The following is a 25,954-nucleotide window of genomic DNA, read 5'->3' on the forward strand; positions in this document are numbered from 1 at the left end:
ATCGTGGTTCCACCCAAATTAAAAGCAATGTGAATCACTTTTACTTTAGTGCCATGTAACGCTGGCATACGATAATACTTAATAGGTCAAAGCCTTTTGTATACAACTCAGAGGTGGTTTTTAAAGAAGCTTATCCAGGAAATCTTTCAGCCGCTGAATTTCCCTCTCTTAGAATAGTAATTCTTTTACTTTTCCTCATCATAGTCATTATCTTTATTTGATTTGAGTTAATTATATTATTCCTGAAAAGCAATGTCAATAGCTAAGCTCTGCTTTTATTGGTTTTTTCCTTAATTTTTTCCTTTTTACACATTTCACATTTACTGCATATTTCTACTCTGGTGGTAAAAACATTTCTTATTGTTTCAATTAATTCCTTATTAATTGAGTTTTCAATGCAGTGTATTATTATCTTACCAGGTGCATTAGTAATAAGGCCGCTTATAATAACATCTTCAATATTTGATGTCCCAATATTATCTACATCCTGAAGATCGCTTATAAAATCCTTAAAAATATCATTCCCCTGTTTATCCCTGACTTCATATTCTCCATTTTTCTTAATAATAATGTTTACTTCCTCAATTTTACTATCCTGTATTTCCACAAAATATTTTAAAAGCTTTACAAATTCATCGTACTCCCTTTCCACCATGTATTTCTCTACTACTTTATCTATTATACATTCCAAATCCTCTTTGAATTCCTTCATTCTGAAAGTTATAAAGCCATTTATATTTATCATTTTATTTTCTTCAATACAATTACATATTTTGTCTATAATTGTATTTTTCTTATTTAAGCAGTATATGCTGTCTTCGTCAATAATTCTGGAACTGCCCCTTAAGGCCTCTATGCTGAGCTGCCTTAATTTACTTATTTCATCTGATTTTAAAAAGAAATATGTGTCAGATAAGAAATTAAGAATATCCTTTTTCCCGAATTCATCTACAACAATATCATATAATATGTTTGATATATAAAGATTAAACTTATCTTTAAATTTGGAGCTGTAGCTATTGTCATCGCAGATAATTTTAATGAAATGCATTTTGTCTTCAATGCTTTCTGAAATGCCTATGCTCATGCCTAAGCATTTAAAGTGTTTAATCATCATATCCAGCTTGTAAATAAGTTGTTCTTTTTCTTCTTCATATGCAACTGTCAATAATAGCATTATTCTTATCACCTCTTTATGAAAATAGTATATGTTTAATGGCAATGTATATTCAAAATACTTATGCCAATTATCGACAATAATATTTAAGCAAAACTTTTTGTGCTATAATATTCCCAAGCGGGGTGATATGTATGAAATATTCTTTTGTAGACAGCAGAATTTCTCAGGAAGAACTTGCAAACCTTGAAAATGTGGGCATTAAGCCTATTAAGGTACCTCCTTCTGATCTGCTGTATGATGCAGTTTGCGGCCATCCTGATATTCTTATTACCATCATTGATAGTAACACTATAGTTGTACATAGGGACATGCCGTACGATTTTATAAATTTATTAAAAGGTGCTGGATTTGAAGTAATATTATCTGAAAACTCACTGAGTTCATCCTATCCCGGAGATGTTATCCTAAATGCAGTTAATACTGAACAGTTTTTTATGCATTCCCTTAAATACACTGATACAGCCTTATTAAATTTGGTAAAAAACAAGAAAAAATTAAATATAAACCAGGGATACTCAAAATGCTCCACTGCTTTAGTTGCTGATAATGCTGTAATCACCAGCGACAAAGGTATTGCTGATGAGCTTGGTAAAATAGGAATAGATGTTTTGCTGCTGCCTCCAGGAGATATCCTGCTTCCAGGACTTGATTATGGTTTTATAGGCGGCACCTGCGGCCTTATAACTAAAAATAAATTAGCCTTCTTTGGCGATCTGAATTTCTATGCTTATGGACAAAAGGTGGAAAACTTTTTAAGACTTCACGGAGTTGAACCTATATTTTTAAGATCAGGAAAGCTCATTGACAGGGGGAGCCTGTTTACAGTTGACAAGTAATAAAGATTAAAGATCAAGTGCCCATTTATTGCTGGCATATTAATTAGAAATAATGGTATAATATTTACGAGGTGATACCATGGAAGAAAACAAGTTAGTGCAGCTATTTAGAGATATGTTAAAAGATGAACTAAAGCCTATTAAAGACGATATAAATGACATGAAACAGAATATAAATGACATGAAGCAGGACATAGTAGGCATGAAACAGGACATAAAATCTTTACAAAGTCAAGTACAGGAAAACACAGGACTAATAAAAGCCTTAGTTCTTAGTTCATAGTTCAGAAGTACACAAGGCAGAACAAGACAATATACAAAATGATATAGCACATTTACAAGGTGATATTACCCATGTAAAAAGCACTACAGAAGAAATTAGAAAAGATTTGAATAATGTGGAAATAATCACAAGTAGTAATTGGAATGATATTGCAAAATTAAAGGCTGTTAAATAACAGTCTTTTTTTATTGTCATTTATTTAGCTTCCTTTTATCCCCAGGTCACAGTTACTTTACGGACTGCATTTTTATCACTTTTGAAATATATTCACTTTCATCATCAATAACTGTATATGGGGAATATTCTTTAAAACTTTCCAAATCATTAAGTGTTACTATCTGCACACCTTTTCCAAGGGTTGTTAATGTTAAGTATTTCGATAATGATGCCAGTCTCTGTCCTCGTTCTAATTCCAATACCAAACTACCCTCTTTATCAAATTTCTTTGCTACTAGATAACACACTTTTTAACATCTCCTTAAAATCAGATTCACTTTTAATTTCTCCGCTGTCATATTTTTTCCTTAATGCTTCACCTATAGCATTGTTCTTTTCATACTTATACAAATGTACATGAAGCCAATCGTTCATAATTCTATCACGCTTAGTATTTATTTGTATCTCTATAGGATAATGTTTATTCGTTTTCTGGTAATATAAATGAAGCCCTCTATATCCATCATCATTAGCTTTTCCATTTATCATATTGGCTACCTTAAAAATACTTAAATTCTGCTCTAAAACTTCATTATAATTGTTTATTATAACTCTAATCCCAAGTATATCATTAAAGCATTTATTAGCCTCTACATGGGGATAATATTTATCATATTTTAACAAACATGATTGTATGGATTTTACCCTATAAGCAAAATTCACACCTTTTAATAAATCAGTGCTTTCATAAAATTCTTTTAAATCAATTATTTCATTAAATAAATTATTTTTTTCAAATTTTCTTAGGGTATTCTTTAAACTTTTGCCAAGCTTGCTTTCAAAACTTAATTTATCAAGTAATTCTTCACTTATACCATAAAGACTAAACTTCAACTTAACACCCTCTTTCTTTATGGTGATTACCATTATTATAATTGTATTTGCTAATATTATCAAAACTTTTTTAAATATTTTTATCGCTAAATTTCCCCTAGCCCACTAAAAAAGGGCTATGATAAATCATAGTCCTTTTTTGGAGGCGCCACCCAGATTTGAACTGGGGATAAAGGCTTTGCAGGCCTCTGCCTTACCGCTTGGCTATAGCGCCATATGGAGCGGAAGACGGGATTCGAACCCGCGACGTTCACCTTGGCAAGGTGACGCTCTACCACTGAGCCACTCCCGCTAATTCAGTTAACAGTTTAAAGTTAACAGTTATAAGTCTAATACAGTCTAATACAGTTATAAGTTCAAAGTTAACTGTTTGTGGTTAACTGTTAATGATGTTTTGCCTTAAGGCAAAACTTAAATAATAAATTTCCGCTTTGCAGAAATTACATTAACTCTTCACTCTTAACTCATAACTCTTAACTGAAAATTGGTGGCCAGACCAGGAATCGAACCAGGGACACGAGGATTTTCAGTCCTCTGCTCTACCGACTGAGCTATCTGGCCATTAATGGCGACCTAGAAGGGACTCGAACCCTCGACCTTCGGCGTGACAGGCCGACACTCTAACCAACTGAGCCACTAGGCCAAAATGTGGTGGGCACAACAGGGCTCGAACCTGTGACCCTCTGCTTGTAAGGCAGATGCTCTCCCAGCTGAGCTATGCGCCCACATATGTCATAAGACAATAATAATTATATAGTCTAATCTTAAATTTGTCAATATTAAATTTGTAAACATTTTATCAAGAAAAAATAGAAAAAAATGGGGCTTTCATAAAATATCCAATCCTCAAAGATTTTTGGGACTGCTACGGTGATTAGATATTTATTTTCTAACAGACACTTATGGCTCTTTTAAATAATAATGTTGATGTGAATAGGACAATCCTCTAATGGTAATAATTAAGATACCTACATATTACTGAAGGGATTGGATTACTATGGAGAATAAAAAATGTACTGATATAAATATATTATCTTATTTTGCTTCATTAAGACATGATTCTGAAAGAAAATGCCCATACTGTGGCTGCACCCACACTGTGCTATACGGAAAATACAATGATAAACAAAGATATATATGCAAAAGCTGTAGAAGAACATTTAATGACTTTACAAACACGCCAATTGCTAGGACTCACTTCCCTGAAAAATGGGAATCATTCATTAGGTGTACCATTGAGGGCTTATCCCTTAAGGCGGCAGCCATGGAAATTGGCGTTTCTTATGTAACACTATTTTACTGGAGGCACAAGCTGCTCTCTGCACTAAAAATGGTTAAACAAAATAAAATGCAGGGAAAGTTTGAACTTGAAAATTTCTTCTTAAAATTTTCCCGGAAGGGACAGAAAAGCATTGAACATGATGAAAAGAGAGTTCATGATCAAAGCGTAAGTTACATTAATATCGGCAATAATAAAGTTTGCGTTATTACAGCACTGGATTCACATAAAAATATTTATTCCATGGCAGTGGGCACAGGACGTATGAATGCAATGGATATGGAAAATTATATTGGAAAAATATTAAATAAAAATAAGCAGGCAGTCTCAAGACCAAAAAGCTTTTTTGCCATGTTCTTTAAGAGAAAGAAAATAAGAGAGATCAATAAATATCTTGATAATAGCTCTAAAGCAGTAAAATATAGACGTGACTGCATGGAATGGATGTACCGTTTTAGAGGAGTAGCAACGAAGTATTTAAATAATTATTTAAGCTTATTCAAATTTTTAAAGAACGTTAATTTTAATAATATTTTATCTGCGGTAAATAAATTTATAAAAGAAATAAGTAAAATTAATATCCAAAATACATATATAAATATGAGAAATGCTGAAGTCAGTTTTAATTGACTTGTCCCTAACGGGAATCTGTTACTTTATCAACACTATTGAATAAAAGAGCCATATACCTAAATAACAAAGATTAAACAACAGAGAGCAAAGATTGTTGTTTTGCTTACAGCAAAACTTAAATTTCAGATTTTCTGCAAGAGCAGAAAATCTACATTATTTGTTCTTTAATCTTTAATCTTTAATCTTTGGTTTTAAAAGGAGCCTTGCATCAACAGTTTTAACTGCTAATGCGACAGCCCCAGAAAATTAATATTTTAAGATTTTCTGATTTCATTACAACTTTTACGGCAGTGGAAATGCTTCTTACAGCATACAAACAGCTTGGATAATAACCATGCTGAAATAGCAAGTACAATACCTACAATAATACTTAAAAATATATATTTTGAAGTAAATCTCAGGCATTGAAGATAGCCTTGAAACTCACAAAATGTGCAGATTCCCTTAAAATAACTGAGTCCTGCTAAATTAATGGCCAAAATTAATAAGTCATACATTAAAGCTGAACCAGCTGCCTTCCAGCATTCCATTCTACTGCGGCACAGAAGATTTTGTAATAATACTGCAAATAATCCTGGTACAAGAAAAATCAAGAAATATATAAAGTTCAGCACTGAATTCCCCTCCCCTGCATATTATATTTCTTATATATAATATGCAGAGAATCAGCAAAAGTACCTGAATAAAAGGGACAAACAGTAACTTTAATGTTTATTTACTTTCTATTCAGCAGTTCACCAATTTGTTCATGAGTGAATAAATATGATTTATTACAGAAATGACATTTCAGCTCTTCTGTCTTTCCTTCATCATATATGCTCTTTAAGTCCTTCTCTCCTATGCTTATTAAAGCCCTTTCCACTCTTTCTCTAGAGCAGTCACAGCTATATACGGGTTTCACACTATCCAGAATTTTTAAATCCATTCCTTCAAATATATATTCTGCAATTTCCTCCACAGTTTTTCCGCTGCTTATTAATGTAGTAATAGGAGGTATTTCCTGTAATCTGTATGTTATTAAATCTGCTGCTAAATCTTCGCAGTCAGGCATTAATTGAATTATAAAGCCTCCTGCTGCTTTAATGGAAAGATCGGTATCCACAAGCACTCCTACTCCTACAGCTGATGGTGTCTGCTCTGATGCAGTAAAATAATAAGCAAGATCATCGCCTATTTCTCCGGAAACAATGGGTACCTGTCCAACATATGGTTCTTTAAGTCCCATATCTTTAATTACTAAAAGATTGCCCTGCTTTCCTATTGCACCTCCCACATCCAGCTTGCCTTTACTGTTTAAAGGAAGATCTATGGATGGATTGGAAATATAACCTTTTACGTGAGTATCTGCATAGGCAATAACTACAATATTCCCCGCTTGTCCTCCGCCATTTATTTTCAATGTTAATTTATCTTCTTCATTTTTCAGCATTGCCCCCATTAAAGCACCTGCAGTAAGCATTCTTCCTAAAGCTGCAGAAGCTGTTGCTGCACAGCTGTGAATTTTTGTTCCCTTATTTACAAGTTCTGTAGTTATTGCTGCTATTATTCTTACCTTATCATCCTTAGCTGTAGCATGAATTAATTTATCTGCCATTAATATTCCTCTCTTTCAAAACATTAAATTGTGACAATCATTGTTCCTTCTTTAAAAAATATGCAATTCTTTCTGTGGTATCAGTAATTTTATTATGTGTATAGTTATCCAGCTTTTTGATTATAGTAAATCCTGTTTTGTCTAAAATGGCCTCAATCTGGTCATCCTTATATGCTCTTTCTCTATGCTGTTCATCAAATCTTTCATAAAGTTCTCCACTTTTTATGAAAAAAGTTATGAACATGTCCACAATTTCCTTGTTAAATTCATTATCCCATATATATACAACATCATCGTTATCAAAATGATATATATTATTTCCTAATATCTCCGATATTTTATAATATGAATTAATATCAAAAACAAATATTCCATTGCAATTTAAATGATTATATACTCCCTTAAAATACTCTTCAAGATTATTTTCATCTGTAATATAGTTTGTTGAATCCAGGCAGCATGTTATTAAATCAAATTTTTTATTTAAATTTAAGCTGCATATATCCTGCTGAATAAGTTTTGCTCTGATACCTGTATTCTTAAGTTTGTTTTCAGCTTCACTTAACATTTCAGAAGATAAATCCACTCCCCATACCTGCCTGAAACTCTTCCCTATGTACTTGGTTATATTGCCGGTACCACAGGCTAAATCAAGGTAAGCATCTTTATTTATGTTTTCTTCGCTGCAAAGCTGTATAATCTTATGAGCCCAGCATGAATAGTCTATATCACAGTTTATTAACTCATCATATATATGAGCAAATTTTTCATAGCACTCCATTAAACCACCCCATTAAAACAAATAACAAAGATTAAAGATTAAAGATTAAAGATTGTGGATTTTCAGCTGAAGCTGAAAATCTTTAATTTAAGTTTTGCCACCATGGCAAAACTGTGTTATTTGTTATTATTTACTTTATGTTAAATATTATATATAAAATTAATTATAGTCAATAATTATATTTGATTATATCTCTATTTTTAGGGAGGTTCTTATCCTTCTTTCTCTTGGTCATAATACCGCCTATTCTTCCTGTCTCTTCTGCAGTGAGGCCGCTCCAGCCAAGAGCATCAACCTTTTCCTTTAAGCCCAATTCCTCTGCGATTTCATATTTCATTTCTTCACGAAGCTTTTCAGCACTGGTGAGCTGTCTATGAGATTTAATTTTGGCTTTAATGACTTTTTTTAAAGGTGTATTCCCCATGATAACCCTCCTAATTTGTTTACATTTTAGTATTAGCAGTTATACTGGCTTTTATACTAAAATAGTGCAAAATAAAAAGGCAGGGAATATTCCCCGCCAATATTTAGAAGAGATGACAAGCTACAAAATGATCCTTTTCTATTTCTTTAAATTCAGGATCCTTTTCCAGACAAATTGGTTTTGCATATCTGCATCTGGCTGCAAATCTGCATCCAGGTTTAGGATTGATTGGGCTTGGTACTTCGCCCTCCAGCATAATCCTCTTTCTTTTTCTTTCTATCTCAGGATCTGGTATAGGTATAGCAGAAAGAAGCGCCTGCGTATACGGGTGCAGCGGTTTTTCATATAAATCATGACTGCTGGCCAGCTCCACCATAGTACCTAAATACATAACTCCAACTCTGTCTGATATATGTTTAACCATTGAAAGGTCATGTGCTATAAATAAATAGGTTAATCCTAATTCCCTTTGAAGTTTTATAAGTAAATTTACTATCTGGGCCTGAATTGATACATCAAGTGCTGATATAGGTTCATCGCACACAATAAATTCAGGTTCTATTGCAAGTGCTCTTGCAATACCAATTCTTTGTCTCTGTCCGCCTGAAAACTCATGAGGAAACCTGGAAGCATGCTCCTTATTCAGTCCTACAAGACTTAACAGTTCATAGATTTTATTAGTCCTTTCCTGTCCTGAATAAATATTATGAATATCAATTCCCTCGCCAATAATATCTCCAACGGTCATTCTTGGATTTAATGATGCATATGGATCCTGGAATATTATCTGAGCTTTTTTAGTAAATTCCTTCTTTTCTTTATTATCAAATTTATGAATATCAACTCCATCGTAAAGTACTTCTCCGCCTGTAGCTGAATATAGTCCTAAAACAGTTCTTCCACAGGTAGTCTTACCACATCCTGATTCACCAACGAGTCCAAATGTCTCGCCTTTTTTTATATCAAAGCTTACATTATCTACAGCTTTCAATGTGGCATTTTTACCAACTTTAAAGTATTTTTTCAGGTTTTTTACCTGCACTAAAACATCATTTGCCACTATAGCTCACCTCCTTCAGTTTCCTCTCTGTTAACTGCCGGAGCCAATGGATGCTTCAGCCAGCAGCTTACCTGATGAGTTTCACTTAGCTTTGTAACCTCAGGCATTGCTTCCTTACATATAGGCATGCAGTAAATACATCTTGAAGCAAATGGGCATCCTACTGGAGGCTTTAACAGATCCGGAGGTGTTCCATGTATGGAATACAGCGAATTCTTTTGTTTTGTATCCAGTCTTGGTACTGATTTTAATAGTGCCCATGTATATGGATGCTGAGCATTATAGAATATTTCATCAGTGGTGCCTCTTTCTATAATTTTACCTGCATACATTACCTGAATTCTATGGGCAATATCTGCCACTACTCCAAGATCATGAGTTATCATAATTACTGCTGTTCCAAGCTTATTCTGAAGATCCTTTATTAAATCAATTATCTGAGCCTGAATTGTAACATCCAGTGCAGTTGTAGGCTCATCTGCAATAAGAACCTTAGGATTGCATGCAATAGCAATGGCAATCATAGCTCTTTGTCTCATACCACCGGAAAATTCATGCGGGTACTGGTTTGCTCTCTTTTCTGCATTAGGGATATTAACCAGGTTAAGCATTTTTACAGCTTCATCAAATGCTTCCTTCTTACTCATTCCCCTATGGATAATAAGGCTTTCTGCAATTTGTTTGCCTACCTTCATAGTAGGATTTAGTGATGTCATTGGATCCTGGAATATCATGCTTATATCTGATCCTCTCAGCTGTCTTAACTCATTTTCCTTCATTGTAAGAACATCTTTACCGTCAAAGGTAATAACAGAGCCTTTTTTAATTTCTCCCGGAGGAGTTTGAATTAATCTCATCAGTGACTTGGCTGTAACAGTTTTACCGCAGCCTGACTCACCAACTATAGCCAGAGTTTCACCTTTATCAAGGTGGAAGTCAACGCCTCTTACAGACTGTACTTCACCTGCATAGGTATGATATGAAACCCTTAAATTTTTTACATCTAGTATTCTATCCATATTCTTTCCCTCCCCTTACTGACGTAGTCTTGGATCCAATGCATCTCTTAAACCATCACCAAGAAGGTTAAAAGATAACATGGTCAAGCTAATAAGTAGTGACGGGACGAATAACTGGTATGGGTAAAACATTAAATTCTGCTGAGCTCCTGAAGCCAATGCGCCCCAGCTTGTATTTGGAGATTGTACTCCTAGTCCAATGAAACTTAAGAAGGCTTCACCAAATATAAATGACGGTACATCCAATGTTATTGCAACAATCATAACACCCATTGTATTTGGAATTAAATGCTTTGCAATAATTCTTGAAGTATCTGCTCCTAAAGCCTGCGCAGCCAGCACATATTCCTGTTCTCTGATCTGTAATACCTGTCCTCTTATTAATCTTGCCATACCACACCACCCTGTAATGGTCATGGCAATAATTATGGAAAATACTCCGCCAGTTCCCATTATAAGTGAAATAAGTATAACAATAATTAAATATGGAACACTTATTAATATTTCAACAATTCTCATCATTATATCATCAACAAAGCCGCCGAAATATCCTGAAATACCTCCATATATAACACCAATTATAACTTCAATGAGGGTTCCCACAATACCAATTATAATTGAAACTCTGCCGCCATACCAGGATCTTGCAAATAAATCCCTGCCAAGCTGATCTGTTCCAAAAAGATGAGTTGCATTTGGTTTCACATTAATTGCTGCCTGGTCTATAGACTCCTGCTTAAAAGGAACCATATATGGTCCAAAAATGGTCATAAATATTATTATAATTAAAATAATTAATGAAGCAATTGCCACTTTATTCTGCTTTAGTCTACGCCATGCATCCTGGAAGTATGTTATATTAGGTCTTAATATTTCGTCAGCATTGGCATTTTCACAACCAATTATCTTAAACTTATCTTTATTTAAGTCCGCCATTGATTTCCCCCCTATCTCTTTTCGCCTGTTACTCTGATTCTTGGATCTATTACGCTGTAGAGAATATCAACGATAACTAATGAAACAATATACAAAAATGCCATGAATATTGTTAATCCCATTATCAATGTATAATCTCTATTGCTGACAGATGATACAAAGGAATCTCCAAGTCCAGGAATTGCAAATATACTCTCTATAACAAAGGAACCTGTCAATATTCCAGCTATTTGTGGTCCTAAAATTGTTATAGCAGGGAGAATAGCATTTCTTATTATATGTTTCCAAATCAATGATAATTTAGAAACGCCTTTTGCCTTTGCAGTTAAAATATAATCTTGTCCAATTACATCCAAACAGTTATTCCTCATATATCTTGCATATACAGCAACTGGGCTTAAACTTAAGGCAAAGGTAGGCAGTATTGTATGTGCCGTAGTCCCCCAGCCTGATGTTGGGAATATTGGGTACTTATATGTGAACAGCCACTGCAGCAGCGATGCAAAAACAAAGCTGGGTATTGATACACCTACCAGTGCAATGAACATAACCACATAATCCGGCCATTTGTTTCTGTTAAATGCAGCGATTATTCCTAAAACAACTCCTAGGATAAATCCTACAGCTATAGCTTGCACACCAATTCTTGCTGATTTTGGCAGGCCAAGCTTAATTATGTCTGATACTTGTCTTCCAGGGAAGTTCAGTGATTCACCTAAATCACCATGAAGCACAGCCCTGTCTAGAAAGTTAACATATTGAGTAGATACGGGTTTGTCTAATCCATACTTAGCATAAAAGTTGATTCTTACTTGTTCAGGTAGTTTTCTAGCAGCACTTGCCAGTGGATCACCTGGGATAGTATGTATTAACATAAATGTTATTGTAGCAACAATCCATAATGTTACAAGCATATACCCAAGTCTTTTTAATATAAACTTGATCATTGTCATCCCTCCATATATACATAAATATATATAAACCTGATACAGCAGAGTTGATAACTCTGCTGCATCTGATTTAAACTATACACAATGAATTTATATTATCTCTTCTAATTATTTTGTTCCTGCTGGTCTTCCTTGTGTATAAGCATATTTAAATTCTGAACCTGAACCAAATAATGGGCTCATTAAGTTTTTAACATATTTAGCTCTGTATGTGTTTCTCATTCTATAAACTGTTGGTGATATTACAGCGTCATCATATAATAATATTTTTTCTGCCTGTTTGAATAAGTCAGCTCTTTCATCGTTCTTATCAGCGCCTAATGAACCAGCCTTTTTAACTAATTCATCATATTTTGGATTGCTCCATCCTGTTGGGACTATTCCAGCATTTGATTCCCACATGTCAAACTCTGTCATTGGGTCGTTGTAGTCTCCGCTCCATGCCATTGAAGCCATCTCATACTGCATATCATCAGTTCTCTTCTGGAATACTGGCCATTCAACATATTCAACTTTAACAGTAACTCCTAAAGCTTTTTGGAACATCTGCTGCTGGAATTCAGCAAACTGTTTTGAAGTCTGATCTGTACCAGCTTCTAACATATTAAAGGTAATCTTTGATGGATCAGGATCCATTCCTAATTCCTTTAAGCCTTCAATAAATAAAGCTTTTGCATCTTTATTTTCTTCAGCTAATGTCTTTATAGGTTCATAGTTAACTGTCTTTCTGAAGTCTTTTCCACCTATTTGTAATGATGGAGGACACCATCCATATGCTGGATATGCTAAGCCATTATATAATGTCTTAACAATACCTTCTCTGTCTGTAGCCAGTGATATTGCTTTTCTAACTTTTACATTGCTGAATAACTTAACTTTTTCATTAGTAAAGATATAACTTGTTGATGGGTCATAGCCCTTAATTACATTAAATTTACCAGTCTGGTCAAACTTCTGAGTCCATTCTGGTTTACTTACTGCAAGTGAATCTAAGGAACCATTTAGAAGCTCAGTCATTCTTGTCTGCTCTTCTTTTACTATATTCATGGTAACTTTGTCTAATTTAACTGATTTTGCATCCCAGTATTCTTTGTTTTTAGCAAGTTCCACTTTGTTTCCATGTACCCAGTTTGTAATTGTAAATGGACCTGAGAATACCATGGTATTAGCTTCTGTACCAAATTTTCCGGCAGCTGCATCAACCTTATCTTTTCTTTGAGGCATCATAACTTTAAAGTATGTTATATTTAAGAAATATGCACATGGTCCTTCAAGTTTAATTTCAAGAGTCTTGTCATCAAGTGCTTTTACTCCTACTACATCAGGAGAAGCATTTTTCTTAGGATCATTGTATTCAGCAGCACCCTTTATAGGCATTAAAAGGAATGAATATTGTGATGCTGTTTTTGGATCTAATGTCCTCTTAATAGCATATTCATACTCTGATGCTTTAACTTTTTGTCCATCTGACCATTTAAAGTCTCTTAAATGGAAAGTCCAGGTTAAACCATCTGGAGAAACATCCCACTTTTCTGCCCCAGCAGGTTTAATAACGTCTTTCCCATTGGCATCCTGCTCTATTCTTGTCAAAGCTTCCTGTGTCTCACTCAGTACCTGAGATGAATAAAGATCTGTTGACTTTGATGGATCTAATGTCTTTGGTTCCTGAGCCAGAACCAGATTTAAATATTGATCCTTATCAGGCTGAGCACTCGTTTGACCAGTTTCTGATTTAGTTCCACCGCAGCCAACTAACGCAGTCGTTGCAGTCATAGCAAGTGTTAGTACTACAGCAACTAATTTTTTACTTTTCACTAAAATTCCCCCTTTTAAATGAAATATTATATGTTATAACAAGTATTTCTACTCGTTATTACCTACTTAATTAATATTAAAAATAATAAATAAAAATTACTATTTGCAGTATTCTCTTTGTATTATTCTCTAAATATATTATTAACTTATACAAATATATTCAACTAAAAATAAAAAAATCCTGCTAAGTTGTATAAATAATTTGAATATTTAGTACTTTTCTAACTATTCTAAATAAAAATTATTAGTTTATGAAAAGTTGCATATTATGAATGCTAATATTGCTATTAGTAACTGCTAGTTATTTATGTAAGCTTTATAATTTATTGGCATATTATACTGAAAAAATTATTTATCTTATTACTACATGTATTGCTGCACATCCAATTTTATACTATATTAGCATAGATTATTTTCAAAGTCAATTAGTATAATTGTAATATTTTACATGGTTTTTACATTTTTTTAATCACAAATATTCAGTTTATTGAATTATTGTATTCTATAATTTACAATATTGCTTTATTATGTATCACAATATATTTTAGATTCATATTATATTTTTAAAACATATGTATTTTTAAACCTCTTGGTTATATAATATAGTAAAGAAATTTTAGGAGGGATACACGTGTCATACAATGTAGCAATAGTTGGTGCTACTGGAATGGTTGGCAGAAAATTTACAGAAGTATTACAGCAGCATGATTTTCCGGTTAATAATCTTTACCTTTTTGCCTCTTCCAGATCAGCTGGCAGTACAATTAAATTTAAAAATAAAGATGTAACTGTTGAAGAATTAAAAGAGGATAATATTAAAGGTAAGAAAATTGATTTTGCATTATTTTCTGCCGGTGGAGATATTAGTAAAGCATTTGCAAAGATATTTGTCCACTATGGTGCCACAGTTATAGATAACAGCAGTGCATGGAGAATGAACCCAGAAGTACCTTTGGTAGTACCTGAAGTAAATCCAGAGGATATAAAATGGAATAAGGGCATAATAGCTAACCCAAACTGTTCTACTATACAAGCTGTTGTAGCTCTTAAGCCTTTATATGATAAATATGGAATAAAGAGAATTGTATACTCTACCTATCAGGCTGTTTCGGGAGCCGGCATGGGAGGATATACAGATCTTGTGGAAGGGAATAAAGGAGTTCCTCCAAAGAAGTTTCCATATGCTATTGCAGGCAATATTCTGCCCCACATTGATGTATTTACAGAAGGCGGCTATACAAAAGAAGAAATTAAAATGATAAATGAAACAAGAAAAATATTCCACAATGATAATTTGAGAATTACAGCTACTACTGCAAGAGTACCAGTTCTTTATGGACACAGTGAAAGCATAAATGCAGAACTTAACAGTTCATTTGAAATTGAAGATGTTTTTAATTTAATGAAAAATGCACCAGGAGTAATACTTAAAGATGATGTTAAAAATCTTGTTTACCCTATGCCTATTGATGCTGCAGGTACAGATGAAGTATATGTGGGAAGAATAAGAAGAGATTTTAGTGTGGATAATGGCTTGAATCTCTGGGTTGTTGCTGACAATATAAGAAAGGGAGCAGCAACAAATGCAATTCAGATTGCAGAATATATAATAAATGATAAATAAAAGTTTATATTCTAACTTTTAAAATTTTTCTGTATATTTAATTATTATTTAAGAGGTGATTTTGTGAGCATTTTTAAAGGAAGCGGAGTTGCCATAGTAACTCCCTTTAATGAAAATGGAGTAAATTTCGATAAACTAAAGGAGCTAATTGAATTCCAGATTAAAAATGGTACAGATGCAGTAATTATCTGCGGTACAACTGGAGAAGCTTCTACCATGACAGAGCAGGAGAGAAAAGATACAATAAAATTTACAATTGATACTGTAAATAAGAGAATTCCCGTAATTGCCGGTACTGGAAGCAATAGTACAGCTGCAGCTGTGAGCTTCAGCAAATGGGCAGAAAGTGCAGGAGCAGATGCTGTTTTAGTTATTACTCCATATTATAATAAAACCACACAGAAGGGACTTGTTCAGCACTTTAAAGCAGTAGCTGACAGTATATCACTTCCCATTATAATATACAATGTACCATCCAGAACTGGACTTAATATACTGCCTGAAACACTTTTAAAGCTTGTTAATACCTGCAAAAATATTGCAGCTGTAAAGGAAGCCAGCGGAAATATAAGCCAGATTGCACAAATTAAAGCTTTATGCGGAGATAAACTGGATATTTATTCTGGTAATGATGACCAGATAATACCTATTTTAGCTCTTGGAGGTATTGGTGTAATTTCTGTTCTGGCAAATATAATTCCATCTCAGGTCCATAATATTTGTGATTTGTATTTAAAGGGTCACACAAAAGAAGCTCTGCAGATTCAGCTGGACACTTTAGCCTTGACAAATGCATTATTTATTGAAACAAATCCTATTCCTGTTAAAACAGCAATGAATCTAATGGGCATGGAAGTTGGGAATTTAAGACTGCCTCTATGTGAAATGACAGAAAAAGGACTTACAGTTTTGAAAACAGAGCTTAAGAATTATAAACTTATATAGGAGGTTGTTATGGTAAGGATAATTTTAAATGGCTGCAATGGAAAAATGGGAAAGGTTGTTACAGGTCTCACTCATAATTATGACAATGTTACCATTGCCGCTGGAGTTGACAGGGATACAAATAATACTTCTTTCCCTGTATTTGATAACATCAGTAAATGCAATATAGAAGCAGATGTAATCCTTGACTTTTCAAGGCCTGATGCACTAAATGGCTTAATTGCATATGCTGAATCTAAAAAGATTCCTCTTATTTTATGTACTACTGGCTATACAGATGAGCAGCTTTCAATAATTAAAGCAGCTTCAGATAAAATTCCACTTTTCAGGTCAGCAAACATGTCTATTGGAATTAATGTAATAAATAATATTTTGAAAAATATAAGTGCAAAGTTATATAAAGATTTTGATATTGAAATAATAGAAAAACATCACAATCAAAAGGTTGATGCTCCCAGCGGAACTGCCTTAATGCTTGGTAACACAATAAGACATGCCATAGATGAGGAAACTACCTATGTTCATGGAAGAGATGGAATTTCCAAAAGAAAGCATAATGAAATTGGAATCCATGCCATAAGAGGCGGCTCCATTGTAGGTGAACATGAAGTAATCTTTGCAGGTCAGGGAGAAACCATAGAAATAAAGCACACTGCAATATCCAGGGAGGTTTTTGCTGTAGGTGCATTAAAGGCCTGCCAGTTTATGTGCGGCATGAAACCGGGATTTTATTCAATGGAAGACGTTATAAAACTGTAAGTTATTAGGGATAATGCAAACAATGTGCATTATCCCTATTTTACTGCTTATATTTAATATGTTTATAAAACTGTTTCTATTAAGCCTCCGCCAAGCAGCATGTCACCGTCATAGAATACAACAGACTGACCCTTTGTTATAGCCCTTTGCTTATCTTTAAATTCCACTTTCACCCTGCCATCGCCATTTGGATAAATCACTGCCTTTGATGGCTTTACTGAATATCTTATTTTTGCTTCTACCTGCATAGGTTCTTTTAGTGTATCAAATGGAATGAAATTCATATCCTTAGCAACTAAACTAGTTTTAAAAATATCCTCTTCGCTGCCAAGCACAACCTCATTTCTAAGTGGATTAATATCAGTTACGAACATTGGTGTACCTAAAGCTATTCCAAGTCCCTTTCTCTGCCCGATAGTATAATATACAATTCCTTTGTGTCTGCCCAGTACATTACCTTTTTTATCAACAAAATTTCCTTCTCTTATTTTGTCAGGTACCTGCTTCTTAATATAGGCTCCATGATCATTATCAGGAATGAAGCATATTTCCTCGCTATCTTTTTTATTGTAAACTCTTAAGCCAAGTTCCTTTGCAATTTCTCTTATCCTGTCCTTTTTGTATTCACCGCAGGGCATTAAAGTATGAGCTAATTGATATTGAGTAAAGTTATATAATACATATGTCTGATCTTTTTTATCATCTTCCGATTTCCTTATTATATATCTGTTATCAATATGTTCTATGGTTGCATAATGTCCTGTGGCAATGTAATCAGCCCCCATTGCAGAAGCTTTTTTTAAGAACTCATCAAATTTAATATATTTATTACATGCAATACATGGATTTGGAGTTCTTCCCTGAACATATTCATCTATAAAATAATCAATAACATTTGTTTTAAAAACGTCTTTAAAATTCATAACATAAAATGGAATATTAAGTTTATCTGCCACCCTTCTGGCATCTTCAACTGAGCTTAAGGAGCAGCATCCTCCCTCTCTTTCCTCATACTCCTCATCTTCAGGCCAAACCTGCATGGTTACCCCTATAACGTCATATCCCTGTTCTTTTAAAAGATAGGCAGCAACAGAACTATCAACGCCTCCGCTCATACCTACTACAACTTTCTTCTTCATAAATTTATCACCATATCCTTTTTATTAATTATTATGGTTACGCAGCCTGTTTACAATATTTTTAACATGCTCTATAACGTATTCCACTTCTTTTTCATTACTGCCTGCACCTAATGTAAATCTTACAGATCCCTTTAAATATTCCAAAGGCACACCAATTGCCTTAAGAACATGTGATGGCTCTAAAGACCCTGCAGAGCATGCACTGCCGCTGGATGCACATATTCCATCCCTATCCAGCATCATAAGCAGAAGCTGGCCTTCCACATTTTTAAAACAAACATTAACATTTCCGGGAAGTCTTGAGTTTCCCGCAGTTCCATTAAGTATTGTATCATCAATTTCTAATAATCCCTTAATAAGCTTATCTCGCAGCTTTTTTAATCTTTCTGTTTCCATATTCATATTGTTTACTGCCATTTCAATTGCTTTTCCCATGCCGACTATGCCCGAAATATTTTCAGTTCCTGATCTTTTTCCTCTTTCCTGAGCTCCCCCATGTATTAAATTGTGGATTTTAGTACCTTTTCTAATGTAAAGAGCTCCAACACCCTTTGGCCCGTAAAATTTATGTGCGGACATGGATAACATATCTACATTCATTGCATTAACATCAATTGGCAATGCACCAATAGCCTGCACTGCATCTGTGTGAAATATTATACCTTTATCTTTGCATATATCTCCAATTTCCTTTATAGGCTCTATGGTTCCAATTTCATTATTGGCAGTCATTACTGAAACCATAATGGTGTTTTTTTTAATTTTACTTTTTAAAAGATCAACATCTATTTTACCATCCCTGCCAACTGGCACATAGTCAACCTGAAAGCCGTTTTTCTCTAAGTATTTACATGTATTTATAACTGCATGATGTTCAATAGCTGAGGTAATAATATGATTGCCTTTTTCCTTATTTGCTAAAGCTGCTCCCTTAATTGCCCAGTTGTCGCTTTCAGAGCCTCCTGCTGTAAAAAACACTTCATCCATTCTGCAGTTAATTGCATTTGCTATTCTCTCTCTGGAAATATCAATTGCCCTCTTGGTTTTTCTTGATATAGAGTATATTGAGGATGGATTTCCAAAGTACTTTGTCAGGTATGGATACATCTCATCTAAAACCTCTTTTTTTAAATAGGTAGTAGCAGCATAATCCATATATATAATATCTTCCATTTCATTCTCCTCGATTTTATACAAAGTTTTGCAAATACTATTTTACCTTAAACTTAATTTTTAAGCAATTAGGTATCTGTTACTTGGTTAAAACTGGGAGCAGTGGTTTGCTTTTTTTTTTAAATAAAATATTATTTTTTTGTATTTATTCGCGGCTAACCCATGTCGCTAGGCTGATATAAAAATGTCGCTTTTGATGCGACATTTTTATATCAGCAAAGATTAAATATTAAAGAACAAAGATTAAATAAGGTGAATTTTTGCCTGCTGCAAAAATTTTCAATGGAATAATGCTTTTTATGTAAGCACAAAAAGCACTTCTGTGAAGTGCTGAAAATTTATAGAATTTTAGATATGATTATTATTTCCTTCTTGCCTTCCTGAAATATTCCTTTTCCTCTTCGCTGTAGAAGCAGTCTTTAAATTCATCATCATCATCTTCTTCTATTTCGAAATAGGCAGGTGCTGTTTTATTTTTTGATTTTGTATTTTTATTTGGAGACTTTCCAAATAGAGAAGCAGCATTTTGTTTTGCTTTTTCTGCTGTCTTTGTTAAAATCTGATATAAGTTGCTTACGGAACCTCTTCTCTTTATTATAATTATTCCATTTCCTGTTAACTCTTTTATATACCTTTGAATAGTTCTTATGCACTTTTTCATTTGATCAGCTAAGGTTTTCTGAGATGGAAAGCAGGTATCCTTATTTCCATAACAATAGCTGTTTAAAATACAATACAATTTAAATGCCCCATGGCTGAGATTTTCATTAGATATAATTTCATTTGGAATCATTGTAAAATTGGTCATTTTATACACACCCCCAAATTCAGTTGAAAGTTAAAAGTTAAAAGTTCAAAGCTTCTCCAGTTATGAGTTAAAAGTTCAGAGTTAAAAGTTGTTACTTCTTACCTCTTACTTCTTACTTCTTACTTATTACCTCTTAGTTCTTAGTTCTTACCTCTTACTTATCTTATATGCAGTAATGGGGAAAATAGGGCAGCCTTCTTCAAAATAACAAAGATTAAAGAACAAAGATTAAATAAGGTAGTTTTTCTTTGCAGAAAAACCAAAAACTCAATTGATTAAGTGAATCATAGGTTTTAATAACTAAAAGATGTGACTGCATGGAATGGATGTACCGTTTTAGAGGAGTAGCAACAAAGTATTTAAATAATTATTTGAGCTTATTCAAATTCTTAAAGAACGTTAATTTTAATAATATTTTATCTGCGATAAATATATTTATAGAAGAAATAAGTAAAATTAATATGGAAAATACATATATAAATATGAGAAATGCTGAAATCAGTTTTAATTGACTTGTCCCTAACGGGAATTTGTTACTTTATCAACACTATTAAATAAAAGAGCCATATACCTAAAGCAGGAAAGATTAAAGAACAAATAACAAATATTGTTGTTTTGTCTCCAGGCAAAACTTAAATTAAGGATTTTCTGCCAAGGCAGAAAATCCTTATTCTTTAATCTTTGATCTTTAATCTTTGTTTTTAAAGGGCAGCCTACCGGCTTTGGATTTTTCAAATCCTTTTTTAACTCTATTAGTTAAACCGTAATTAGAGCCATCCTTGGTTCTTAAAATGTATGATTCACTCAATCAATTGGATTTAAAGATTTTCTGCCAAAGCAGAAAATCTACATTATTTGTTCTTTGTTCTTTAATCTTTAATCTTTAAATCAGTATGTCCTTTTTATTGAATACAAAATGAGAAATTAAATAGCATGCCACTGACCATATTATTAATACAGTAATACCAAATGTATAGGTTATAGATGGGTTTTGAAAGGCCCCCGCTGCAGTTCCGTCTATTAATGGGGTTATCTCACCATAGCTTGTAAACATAAATGGAGCAACTTTTAATAGTCCTGGAATCCCCTGTACCAATACAGTTAAAGCTATTACTGCTACAATGCTAAGTCCCATTGAAACCATGGAACTTTTAAATAAAGATGATATGAGAAAAGCAAATGATGTACATGCAATAATATATAAAATCTGTAATAAAAACATTCTTATTAAGTATTGTGAAATAGTGATAATATGTGTGCTGCCTGCAACTTGAATTAATGGGTGCACACCGCTGCCTTCTACCTTGCTTAAATCAAATTGATACAAAGTATCCACGAACATGGGATAATTTGCATTGCCAAACCCTTTCCAAAGCCCCACAATTACCATAAATAATAATTCTACTGATATAATTAATACTATTGCAGATATTACTACTGATATAAACTTCGAAAGAAGTACTTTGGTTCTGGAAACCGGCTGAATCAACAAAAATTTGAGTGTAGGGGGAGTGCATTCTCCGCTGACGATATCAGTTGAAAATACAATTACTCCAACTGCTAAAAAAATTGATCCTAACTGTCTGATTAAAGTTATTACAAAATTAAAGCCGTTAAATTCTTCATCAGCAGGCTTTATATCATTATTTAATAAATAATTCTTCTTGCTTAGTTCAAGCTTTTGCTGAGCTTTATATCTATCGGGTATATTGCTGTTTTTTAATTGCTCCTCACCTGCAGAAATTTCATTTTTTAATTGGGTTCTCCAGTCTATTTCCTTGCTTCCGGAAGCTATGGCATCCTTTAAAGCATTTATTTCATTTTCTGTTCTTTCAATGTTTGCATCAATATTTTTATTATATTGTTCCAGTGCATTAGCATCATCTTTTATGGACTGAGGCACATTTTCCTTATCCCTTTTCATATAATTCAAAGATTCCTGAAGATTTTTTATTTTAAATTCAGGGTTATTATACTTTTTTCTATTTTCATCCATTTTAAAAGAGCCATAACATATTGCAGCTGTTAAAAGTATAAATGCTATAAGAACTATATAAGTTTTCTTCCTTCTAAACAGTTTTATCATTTCATTTTTAATAAGAATCATCATTGTCTCTTACCTCCTTCTACCAATTCCATATATCTGTCTTCCAACTTTTCATGCTTAATATAGGCTTCTTTAATTTCAATATCATGTTTTACAAGACTTGTTATAATATTTGGTGAGGAGTCTTTTTTTATATTAATTACAATATCCCCATTTTGATTTTCTACATTATATACTATATCCAGGGATTTTAATAATTCTATAGAATCTTTTATTTCATTAAGTTTTAAAACCAATATATCCTTTTTGTGTGTATCATTGTCTCCTGAAATGCTCTCAATGGATTTTATAACACCATTATCAATAAATGCTACTGTATCACATAACTGCTGAACTTCACTTAACATATGAGAAGATATAAATATAGAGGTTTTTCTCTTAGATGCAGCATTTCTGATTATTTGTCTAAAATCCATAATACCAGAAGGATCCAGACCATTAGTGGGTTCATCTAATATCAAAAGCTTTGGATTTGATATTAAAGCTGCTCCCAGCCCAAGCCTCTGTTTCATTCCAAGAGAGTATTTTTTTAACTTATCATCTATCCTGTCTTCCAGTCCAACAAGTTTTATAATTTCATTTATTTCATTTTTAGGTACTTTTCTTATTGCAGCAATTTGATTGAGATTTTCTCTTCCTGATAAATATGAATATAATTCAGGATTTTCTACCACTGCTCCTACTTCATTAAGTGCTGCTTCTCTTTCCTTTGATATTTCTTTTCCCATAATTGATATTGTTCCTTTATTTGGGGCTATAAGCCCAACAAGCATTCTAATAGTTGTAGTTTTCCCTGCTCCGTTTGGTCCAAGAAATCCAAAAATCTCTCCTTCTTTTACAGAAAAACTGATTCCCTTTATAATATCTCTTTTTCCTAACCGCTTATATACATTTTCAACCTTAAGCACATCCATATCTTTTACCTCCCCTAGTTATTCTTACACATAATTCCATTTTACTGTAAATAATTATTAAATCAACCTTTTACACCAAATTGTAATTATTTCGTACAGATTTAAACATAAAAACAGGTTATCACAAAATGCAATCTTGTGATAACCTGTTAATTATATAAATTAAAGTATTTTGCTCAGAAAGTCCCTGGTTCTTGAATTTTTAGGATTATTAAATAACTCCTCGGGAGTGCCTTCCTCTATTATTTTTCCATCATCCATAAAAAGAACTCTGTCCCCAACTTCTTTTGCAAAACCCATCTCATGGGTTACAACAACCATTGTCATTCCTTCTGATGCCAATTCCTTCATTACATTCAGAACCTCTCCAACCATTTCAGGATCCAAAGCTGAGGTTGGCTCATCAAACAGCATCACATCCGGTTCCATAGCCAGTGCTCTTGCTATTGCAATTCTCTGTTTTTGTCCGCCGGATAACTGAGCTGGAAAAGAATCAGCCTTTTCTTCAAGGCCTATTTTTTTTAATAATTTAAATGCAATTGATTTCGCCTCATCAGAGGACATTTTTTTTACATTTATAGGAGCAATGGTTATATTCTCTAATACAGTTTTGTGAGGGAAAAGATTAAACTGCTGAAATACCATGCCCATCTTTTCTCTAAGCTTGTTTATGTCATTTTTCTTATCTGTAATTTTTGTACCTTCAAAGGTTACTGACCCGCTGTCAGGAGTTTCAAGTAAATTTAAGCATCTTAAAAAGGTACTTTTTCCAGATCCGCTTGGACCTATAATAACAATAACCTGTCCCTTTTGTATTTCCATATCAATTCCTTTTAATATGTGATTTTTACCAAAGCTTTTATTCAAATTACTAACTTCTATCACTTGCTCTCATTCCCCTTTCAACTGTACCAAGTAGTTTTGATAATGAAAATGTCATAATAAAATATATAAATGCTGCTACCAAAAGAGGCTCAAATGGCTTAAAAATATTACCTCTGACAGTATCTGCATTATACATCAATTCATGTATTCCAATAACAGATACAATTGAAGACTCCTTAATAACAGTGATAAATTCATTTCCTAAAGCAGGAAGTATATTTTTAAATGCCTGAGGTATAATAATTTTTTTCATAGCCTGTCCCTCAGTCATTCCCAAACTTCTGGCTGCTTCCATCTGCCCTTTATCTACAGCCTGGATACCTGCTCTTATAATTTCTGCCACATATGCAGAGCTGTTAATTGAAAGTGCTAAAATACCTGCAACTAAATCAGGAAAGTCATTCCCCAGGGCCGGAACAGAAGGAAAAGTAACACCTAAGGATGGTAATCCATAATAAATTATATATAATTGCACCAAAACCGGTGTACCTCTTATAAATTCTATATAGGACACTGCAATATACTTCAATATTTTATTCTTTGATAATTTCATTAAAGATAACAGCAATCCTAATATTGCACCTGCCAGCACTGTAAAAAATGCCAACAAAAGTGTGTATTTTGCTCCATTTATAAAAAAAGATGAATATTTACCTAAAAATGAAAAATCCAATGCTATACCTCCATTATTAAATAGTTCTAAAAAAGTCATAAAAGATAATGAAAATTCATTACCTTTTATATATAAGATTTATTCTACCTGGTTATTTGCATCTATAATGAATTTATTAATACTGTTTGATTTAGTTAGTCTGTCCAGTGTACTATTTACTGCTTTAACAAAGTCATCATTTCCCTTTTTGAATGCTATAGCTGATCCTTGTTCCTCATTTTCAACTTTTACGCCTGAAACAGATATATTACTGTTCTTATTTGCATATGAAGCTGCTACTGGTGCTTCAACAATAATGGCATCAACCTTCTTATTTTGTAACTGCAATACCAAGTCTGTAACTTTACTTAAAGACTTAGCTTCAGAACCTGGCATTTTATCTTTAGCAATCTGTTCCTGTGTAGTTCCCTTTTGAACACCAACCTTTTTACCCTTTAAATCAGCAATTGTTTTTATTTTGTCTTTGTCTTCTGTTCTTACCATTACACTATTAATAGATTTATAATATACATTTGAGAAATCAATACTCTTTTTTCTCTCATCTGTTGGGCTCATACCAGCAACTACCAAGTCCACATTGCCTGTCTGCAAGGCAGGTAAAAGTCCGTCAAAACTCATATCTTTAATTTCCAGCTTAACACCTAAGTTCTTTGCAATTTCATTTGCTATGGTAATATCAAATCCTATTATTTTATCATTTCCATTTACTGATTTATGGAATTCATATGGAGGGTAATCAGCGCTTGTCCCAACTACCAGTTTTCCGCTTTTCTTTATCTGATCTAACTTTGTGTCCTTTGTAGTCTGTGCTGCATTAACTGTTGATTTGCTCTTTCCACATCCAGTTATGGAAATCACCATAGATAATGAAACTACTGCTGCTAATATTTTCCCAACAAATTTTTTATTCATATTTATTCACTCCTCATTTATTAACTATGTATAACTATACATTATCATTCATATTTATGCAATACTTATTTTATATTTTTTGTTGGTAATATATTACTATAACTTAGAATAATGTAATATAATGTGGTTATCTTCATTTTTAATAGGACTTGTAGCTTTTTAGCATATTTAA

At 33.2% G+C, this 25,954-nt stretch carries 27 protein-coding genes, 5 tRNA genes and 1 other annotated feature (1 of these 33 only partly in view); of the genes, 7 read left to right on the forward strand and 25 right to left on the reverse strand.

What is annotated here, in order from left to right; translation table 11 throughout:
- Nucleotides 1-211 (reverse strand) — a binding site (T-box leader); it reaches 17 nt to the left of the window's first position.
- Between the two features lie 51 nt (nt 212-262).
- The gene (gene ytxC / locus EQM05_RS12845) at nt 263-1,177 is read right to left on the reverse strand and encodes a putative sporulation protein YtxC (RefSeq protein ID WP_128750401.1); all 915 of its coding nucleotides are present in this window, start codon (nt 1,175-1,177) and stop codon (nt 263-265) included.
- 134 nt (nt 1,178-1,311) lie between these two features.
- Here ytxC and EQM05_RS12850 point away from each other — a divergent pair, with 134 nt between their 5' ends.
- Together EQM05_RS12850 and EQM05_RS16290 are read left to right on the forward strand one after the other, a co-directional pair.
- Nucleotides 1,312-2,016 carry a DUF6873 family GME fold protein gene (locus EQM05_RS12850; protein WP_128750402.1) on the forward strand — a complete coding sequence of 235 codons (705 nt, stop codon included), beginning with the start codon at nt 1,312-1,314 and terminating at the stop codon, nt 2,014-2,016.
- Nucleotides 2,017-2,095: 79 nt separating this feature from the next.
- Entirely contained in the window at nt 2,096-2,299 is a 204-nt protein-coding gene (locus EQM05_RS16290) for a hypothetical protein (RefSeq protein WP_243108073.1), read from the forward strand.
- Between the two features lie 227 nt (nt 2,300-2,526).
- On the opposite strand, the gene EQM05_RS12860 is transcribed toward EQM05_RS16290, so the two are convergent.
- From EQM05_RS12860 to EQM05_RS12890, 7 genes are all read right to left on the reverse strand, one after another.
- A complete protein-coding gene (locus EQM05_RS12860; protein WP_128750403.1) occupies nt 2,527-2,715 on the reverse strand; it encodes a DUF6718 family protein in 189 nt (62 codons plus the stop codon).
- Nucleotides 2,716-2,734: 19 nt separating this feature from the next.
- Nucleotides 2,735-3,349, reverse strand: a complete 615-nt coding sequence (locus EQM05_RS12865; protein ID WP_243108074.1) for a hypothetical protein — start codon at nt 3,347-3,349, stop codon at nt 2,735-2,737.
- 140 nt (nt 3,350-3,489) lie between these two features.
- Nucleotides 3,490-3,563, reverse strand: a tRNA-Cys gene (locus EQM05_RS12870).
- A gap of 3 nt (nt 3,564-3,566) precedes the next feature.
- Nucleotides 3,567-3,641: transfer RNA gene (locus tag EQM05_RS12875), tRNA-Gly, on the reverse strand.
- Between the two features lie 193 nt (nt 3,642-3,834).
- Nucleotides 3,835-3,910 (reverse strand) — tRNA-Phe (locus tag EQM05_RS12880).
- Between the two features lie 5 nt (nt 3,911-3,915).
- Nucleotides 3,916-3,992: transfer RNA gene (locus EQM05_RS12885), tRNA-Asp, on the reverse strand.
- A gap of 6 nt (nt 3,993-3,998) precedes the next feature.
- Nucleotides 3,999-4,074: transfer RNA gene (locus EQM05_RS12890), tRNA-Val, on the reverse strand.
- Between the two features lie 272 nt (nt 4,075-4,346).
- On the opposite strand from EQM05_RS12890, the gene EQM05_RS12895 reads away from it, so the two are divergent.
- Entirely contained in the window at nt 4,347-5,258 is a 912-nt protein-coding gene (locus tag EQM05_RS12895) for a transposase (protein WP_128750404.1), read from the forward strand.
- Between the two features lie 257 nt (nt 5,259-5,515).
- Here the strand turns inward: EQM05_RS12895 and EQM05_RS12900 are convergent, their stop codons facing one another.
- The 9 genes from EQM05_RS12900 to EQM05_RS12940 form a co-directional block, all read right to left on the reverse strand.
- Entirely contained in the window at nt 5,516-5,875 is a 360-nt protein-coding gene (locus tag EQM05_RS12900; protein ID WP_128750405.1) for a hypothetical protein, read from the reverse strand.
- A 101-nt stretch (nt 5,876-5,976) separates the two neighbouring features.
- On the reverse strand, nt 5,977-6,855 hold the full coding sequence (gene hslO / locus EQM05_RS12905) for an Hsp33 family molecular chaperone HslO (RefSeq protein ID WP_128750406.1): 879 nt from the start codon (nt 6,853-6,855) through the stop codon (nt 5,977-5,979).
- Between the two features lie 37 nt (nt 6,856-6,892).
- Nucleotides 6,893-7,636, reverse strand: a complete 744-nt coding sequence (locus tag EQM05_RS12910; RefSeq protein ID WP_128750407.1) for a class I SAM-dependent methyltransferase — start codon at nt 7,634-7,636, stop codon at nt 6,893-6,895.
- Between the two features lie 169 nt (nt 7,637-7,805).
- The gene (locus EQM05_RS12915; protein WP_128750408.1) at nt 7,806-8,060 is read right to left on the reverse strand and encodes a small, acid-soluble spore protein, alpha/beta type; all 255 of its coding nucleotides are present in this window, start codon (nt 8,058-8,060) and stop codon (nt 7,806-7,808) included.
- Between the two features lie 103 nt (nt 8,061-8,163).
- Nucleotides 8,164-9,120: an oligopeptide/dipeptide ABC transporter ATP-binding protein gene (locus EQM05_RS12920; RefSeq protein ID WP_128750409.1), complete on the reverse strand. Its 957-nt coding sequence runs from the start codon at nt 9,118-9,120 to the stop codon at nt 8,164-8,166.
- Nucleotides 9,120-10,139 (reverse strand): ABC transporter ATP-binding protein, encoded by a 1,020-nt coding sequence (locus tag EQM05_RS12925; protein ID WP_128750410.1) that lies wholly within the window; start codon nt 10,137-10,139, stop codon nt 9,120-9,122. The genes EQM05_RS12920 and EQM05_RS12925 overlap by 1 nt, the downstream gene beginning before the upstream one ends.
- 15 nt (nt 10,140-10,154) lie before the next feature.
- The gene (locus EQM05_RS12930) at nt 10,155-11,075 is read right to left on the reverse strand and encodes an ABC transporter permease (RefSeq protein WP_128750411.1); all 921 of its coding nucleotides are present in this window, start codon (nt 11,073-11,075) and stop codon (nt 10,155-10,157) included.
- A gap of 11 nt (nt 11,076-11,086) precedes the next feature.
- Entirely contained in the window at nt 11,087-12,022 is a 936-nt protein-coding gene (locus EQM05_RS12935; RefSeq protein ID WP_128750412.1) for an ABC transporter permease, read from the reverse strand.
- A gap of 111 nt (nt 12,023-12,133) precedes the next feature.
- Nucleotides 12,134-13,840: a peptide ABC transporter substrate-binding protein gene (locus EQM05_RS12940; protein ID WP_128750413.1), complete on the reverse strand. Its 1,707-nt coding sequence runs from the start codon at nt 13,838-13,840 to the stop codon at nt 12,134-12,136.
- A gap of 631 nt (nt 13,841-14,471) precedes the next feature.
- Between EQM05_RS12940 and EQM05_RS12945 the strand changes: the two genes are divergently transcribed.
- From EQM05_RS12945 to dapB, 3 genes are all read left to right on the forward strand, one after another.
- Nucleotides 14,472-15,464, forward strand: coding sequence for an aspartate-semialdehyde dehydrogenase (locus EQM05_RS12945; RefSeq protein ID WP_128750414.1), 993 nt, complete (start codon nt 14,472-14,474; stop codon nt 15,462-15,464).
- A 63-nt stretch (nt 15,465-15,527) separates the two neighbouring features.
- Nucleotides 15,528-16,409, forward strand: a complete 882-nt coding sequence (gene dapA / locus EQM05_RS12950) for a 4-hydroxy-tetrahydrodipicolinate synthase (RefSeq protein ID WP_128750415.1) — start codon at nt 15,528-15,530, stop codon at nt 16,407-16,409.
- 9 nt (nt 16,410-16,418) lie between these two features.
- On the forward strand, nt 16,419-17,168 hold the full coding sequence (gene dapB / locus EQM05_RS12955) for a 4-hydroxy-tetrahydrodipicolinate reductase (RefSeq protein WP_128750416.1): 750 nt from the start codon (nt 16,419-16,421) through the stop codon (nt 17,166-17,168).
- Nucleotides 17,169-17,230: 62 nt separating this feature from the next.
- On the opposite strand, the gene mnmA is transcribed toward dapB, so the two are convergent.
- From mnmA to EQM05_RS12970, 3 genes are all read right to left on the reverse strand, one after another.
- Entirely contained in the window at nt 17,231-18,307 is a 1,077-nt protein-coding gene (gene mnmA, locus EQM05_RS12960) for a tRNA 2-thiouridine(34) synthase MnmA (protein WP_128750417.1), read from the reverse strand.
- Between the two features lie 24 nt (nt 18,308-18,331).
- Nucleotides 18,332-19,483 (reverse strand): cysteine desulfurase NifS, encoded by a 1,152-nt coding sequence (gene nifS / locus EQM05_RS12965; protein ID WP_128750418.1) that lies wholly within the window; start codon nt 19,481-19,483, stop codon nt 18,332-18,334.
- 361 nt (nt 19,484-19,844) lie between these two features.
- Nucleotides 19,845-20,291 carry a helix-turn-helix domain-containing protein gene (locus tag EQM05_RS12970; RefSeq protein WP_128750419.1) on the reverse strand — a complete coding sequence of 149 codons (447 nt, stop codon included), beginning with the start codon at nt 20,289-20,291 and terminating at the stop codon, nt 19,845-19,847.
- A gap of 371 nt (nt 20,292-20,662) precedes the next feature.
- Here EQM05_RS12970 and EQM05_RS12975 point away from each other — a divergent pair, with 371 nt between their 5' ends.
- Nucleotides 20,663-20,803, forward strand: a complete 141-nt coding sequence (locus EQM05_RS12975) for a hypothetical protein (RefSeq protein WP_164917299.1) — start codon at nt 20,663-20,665, stop codon at nt 20,801-20,803.
- Nucleotides 20,804-21,174: 371 nt separating this feature from the next.
- Here EQM05_RS12975 and EQM05_RS12980 read toward each other — a convergent pair whose 3' ends face one another.
- From EQM05_RS12980 to EQM05_RS13000, 5 genes are all read right to left on the reverse strand, one after another.
- Complete coding sequence (locus EQM05_RS12980; protein ID WP_128750421.1) at nt 21,175-22,401, reverse strand: ABC transporter permease subunit; 1,227 nt, start codon at nt 22,399-22,401, stop codon at nt 21,175-21,177.
- Nucleotides 22,398-23,312: an ABC transporter ATP-binding protein gene (locus EQM05_RS12985; protein ID WP_128750422.1), complete on the reverse strand. Its 915-nt coding sequence runs from the start codon at nt 23,310-23,312 to the stop codon at nt 22,398-22,400. The genes EQM05_RS12980 and EQM05_RS12985 overlap by 4 nt, the downstream gene beginning before the upstream one ends.
- A 162-nt stretch (nt 23,313-23,474) precedes the next feature.
- The gene (locus EQM05_RS12990; RefSeq protein WP_128750423.1) at nt 23,475-24,197 is read right to left on the reverse strand and encodes an amino acid ABC transporter ATP-binding protein; all 723 of its coding nucleotides are present in this window, start codon (nt 24,195-24,197) and stop codon (nt 23,475-23,477) included.
- Nucleotides 24,184-24,870: an amino acid ABC transporter permease gene (locus EQM05_RS12995; protein WP_128750424.1), complete on the reverse strand. Its 687-nt coding sequence runs from the start codon at nt 24,868-24,870 to the stop codon at nt 24,184-24,186. The genes EQM05_RS12990 and EQM05_RS12995 overlap by 14 nt, the downstream gene beginning before the upstream one ends.
- 78 nt (nt 24,871-24,948) lie before the next feature.
- Entirely contained in the window at nt 24,949-25,782 is an 834-nt protein-coding gene (locus EQM05_RS13000) for an ABC transporter substrate-binding protein (RefSeq protein ID WP_128750425.1), read from the reverse strand.
- Nucleotides 25,783-25,954 lie beyond the last annotated feature (172 nt).

The sequence above is a fragment of the Clostridium sp. JN-9 genome (genome assembly GCF_004103695.1).
GTDB lineage: Bacteria > Bacillota > Clostridia > Clostridiales > Clostridiaceae > JN-9.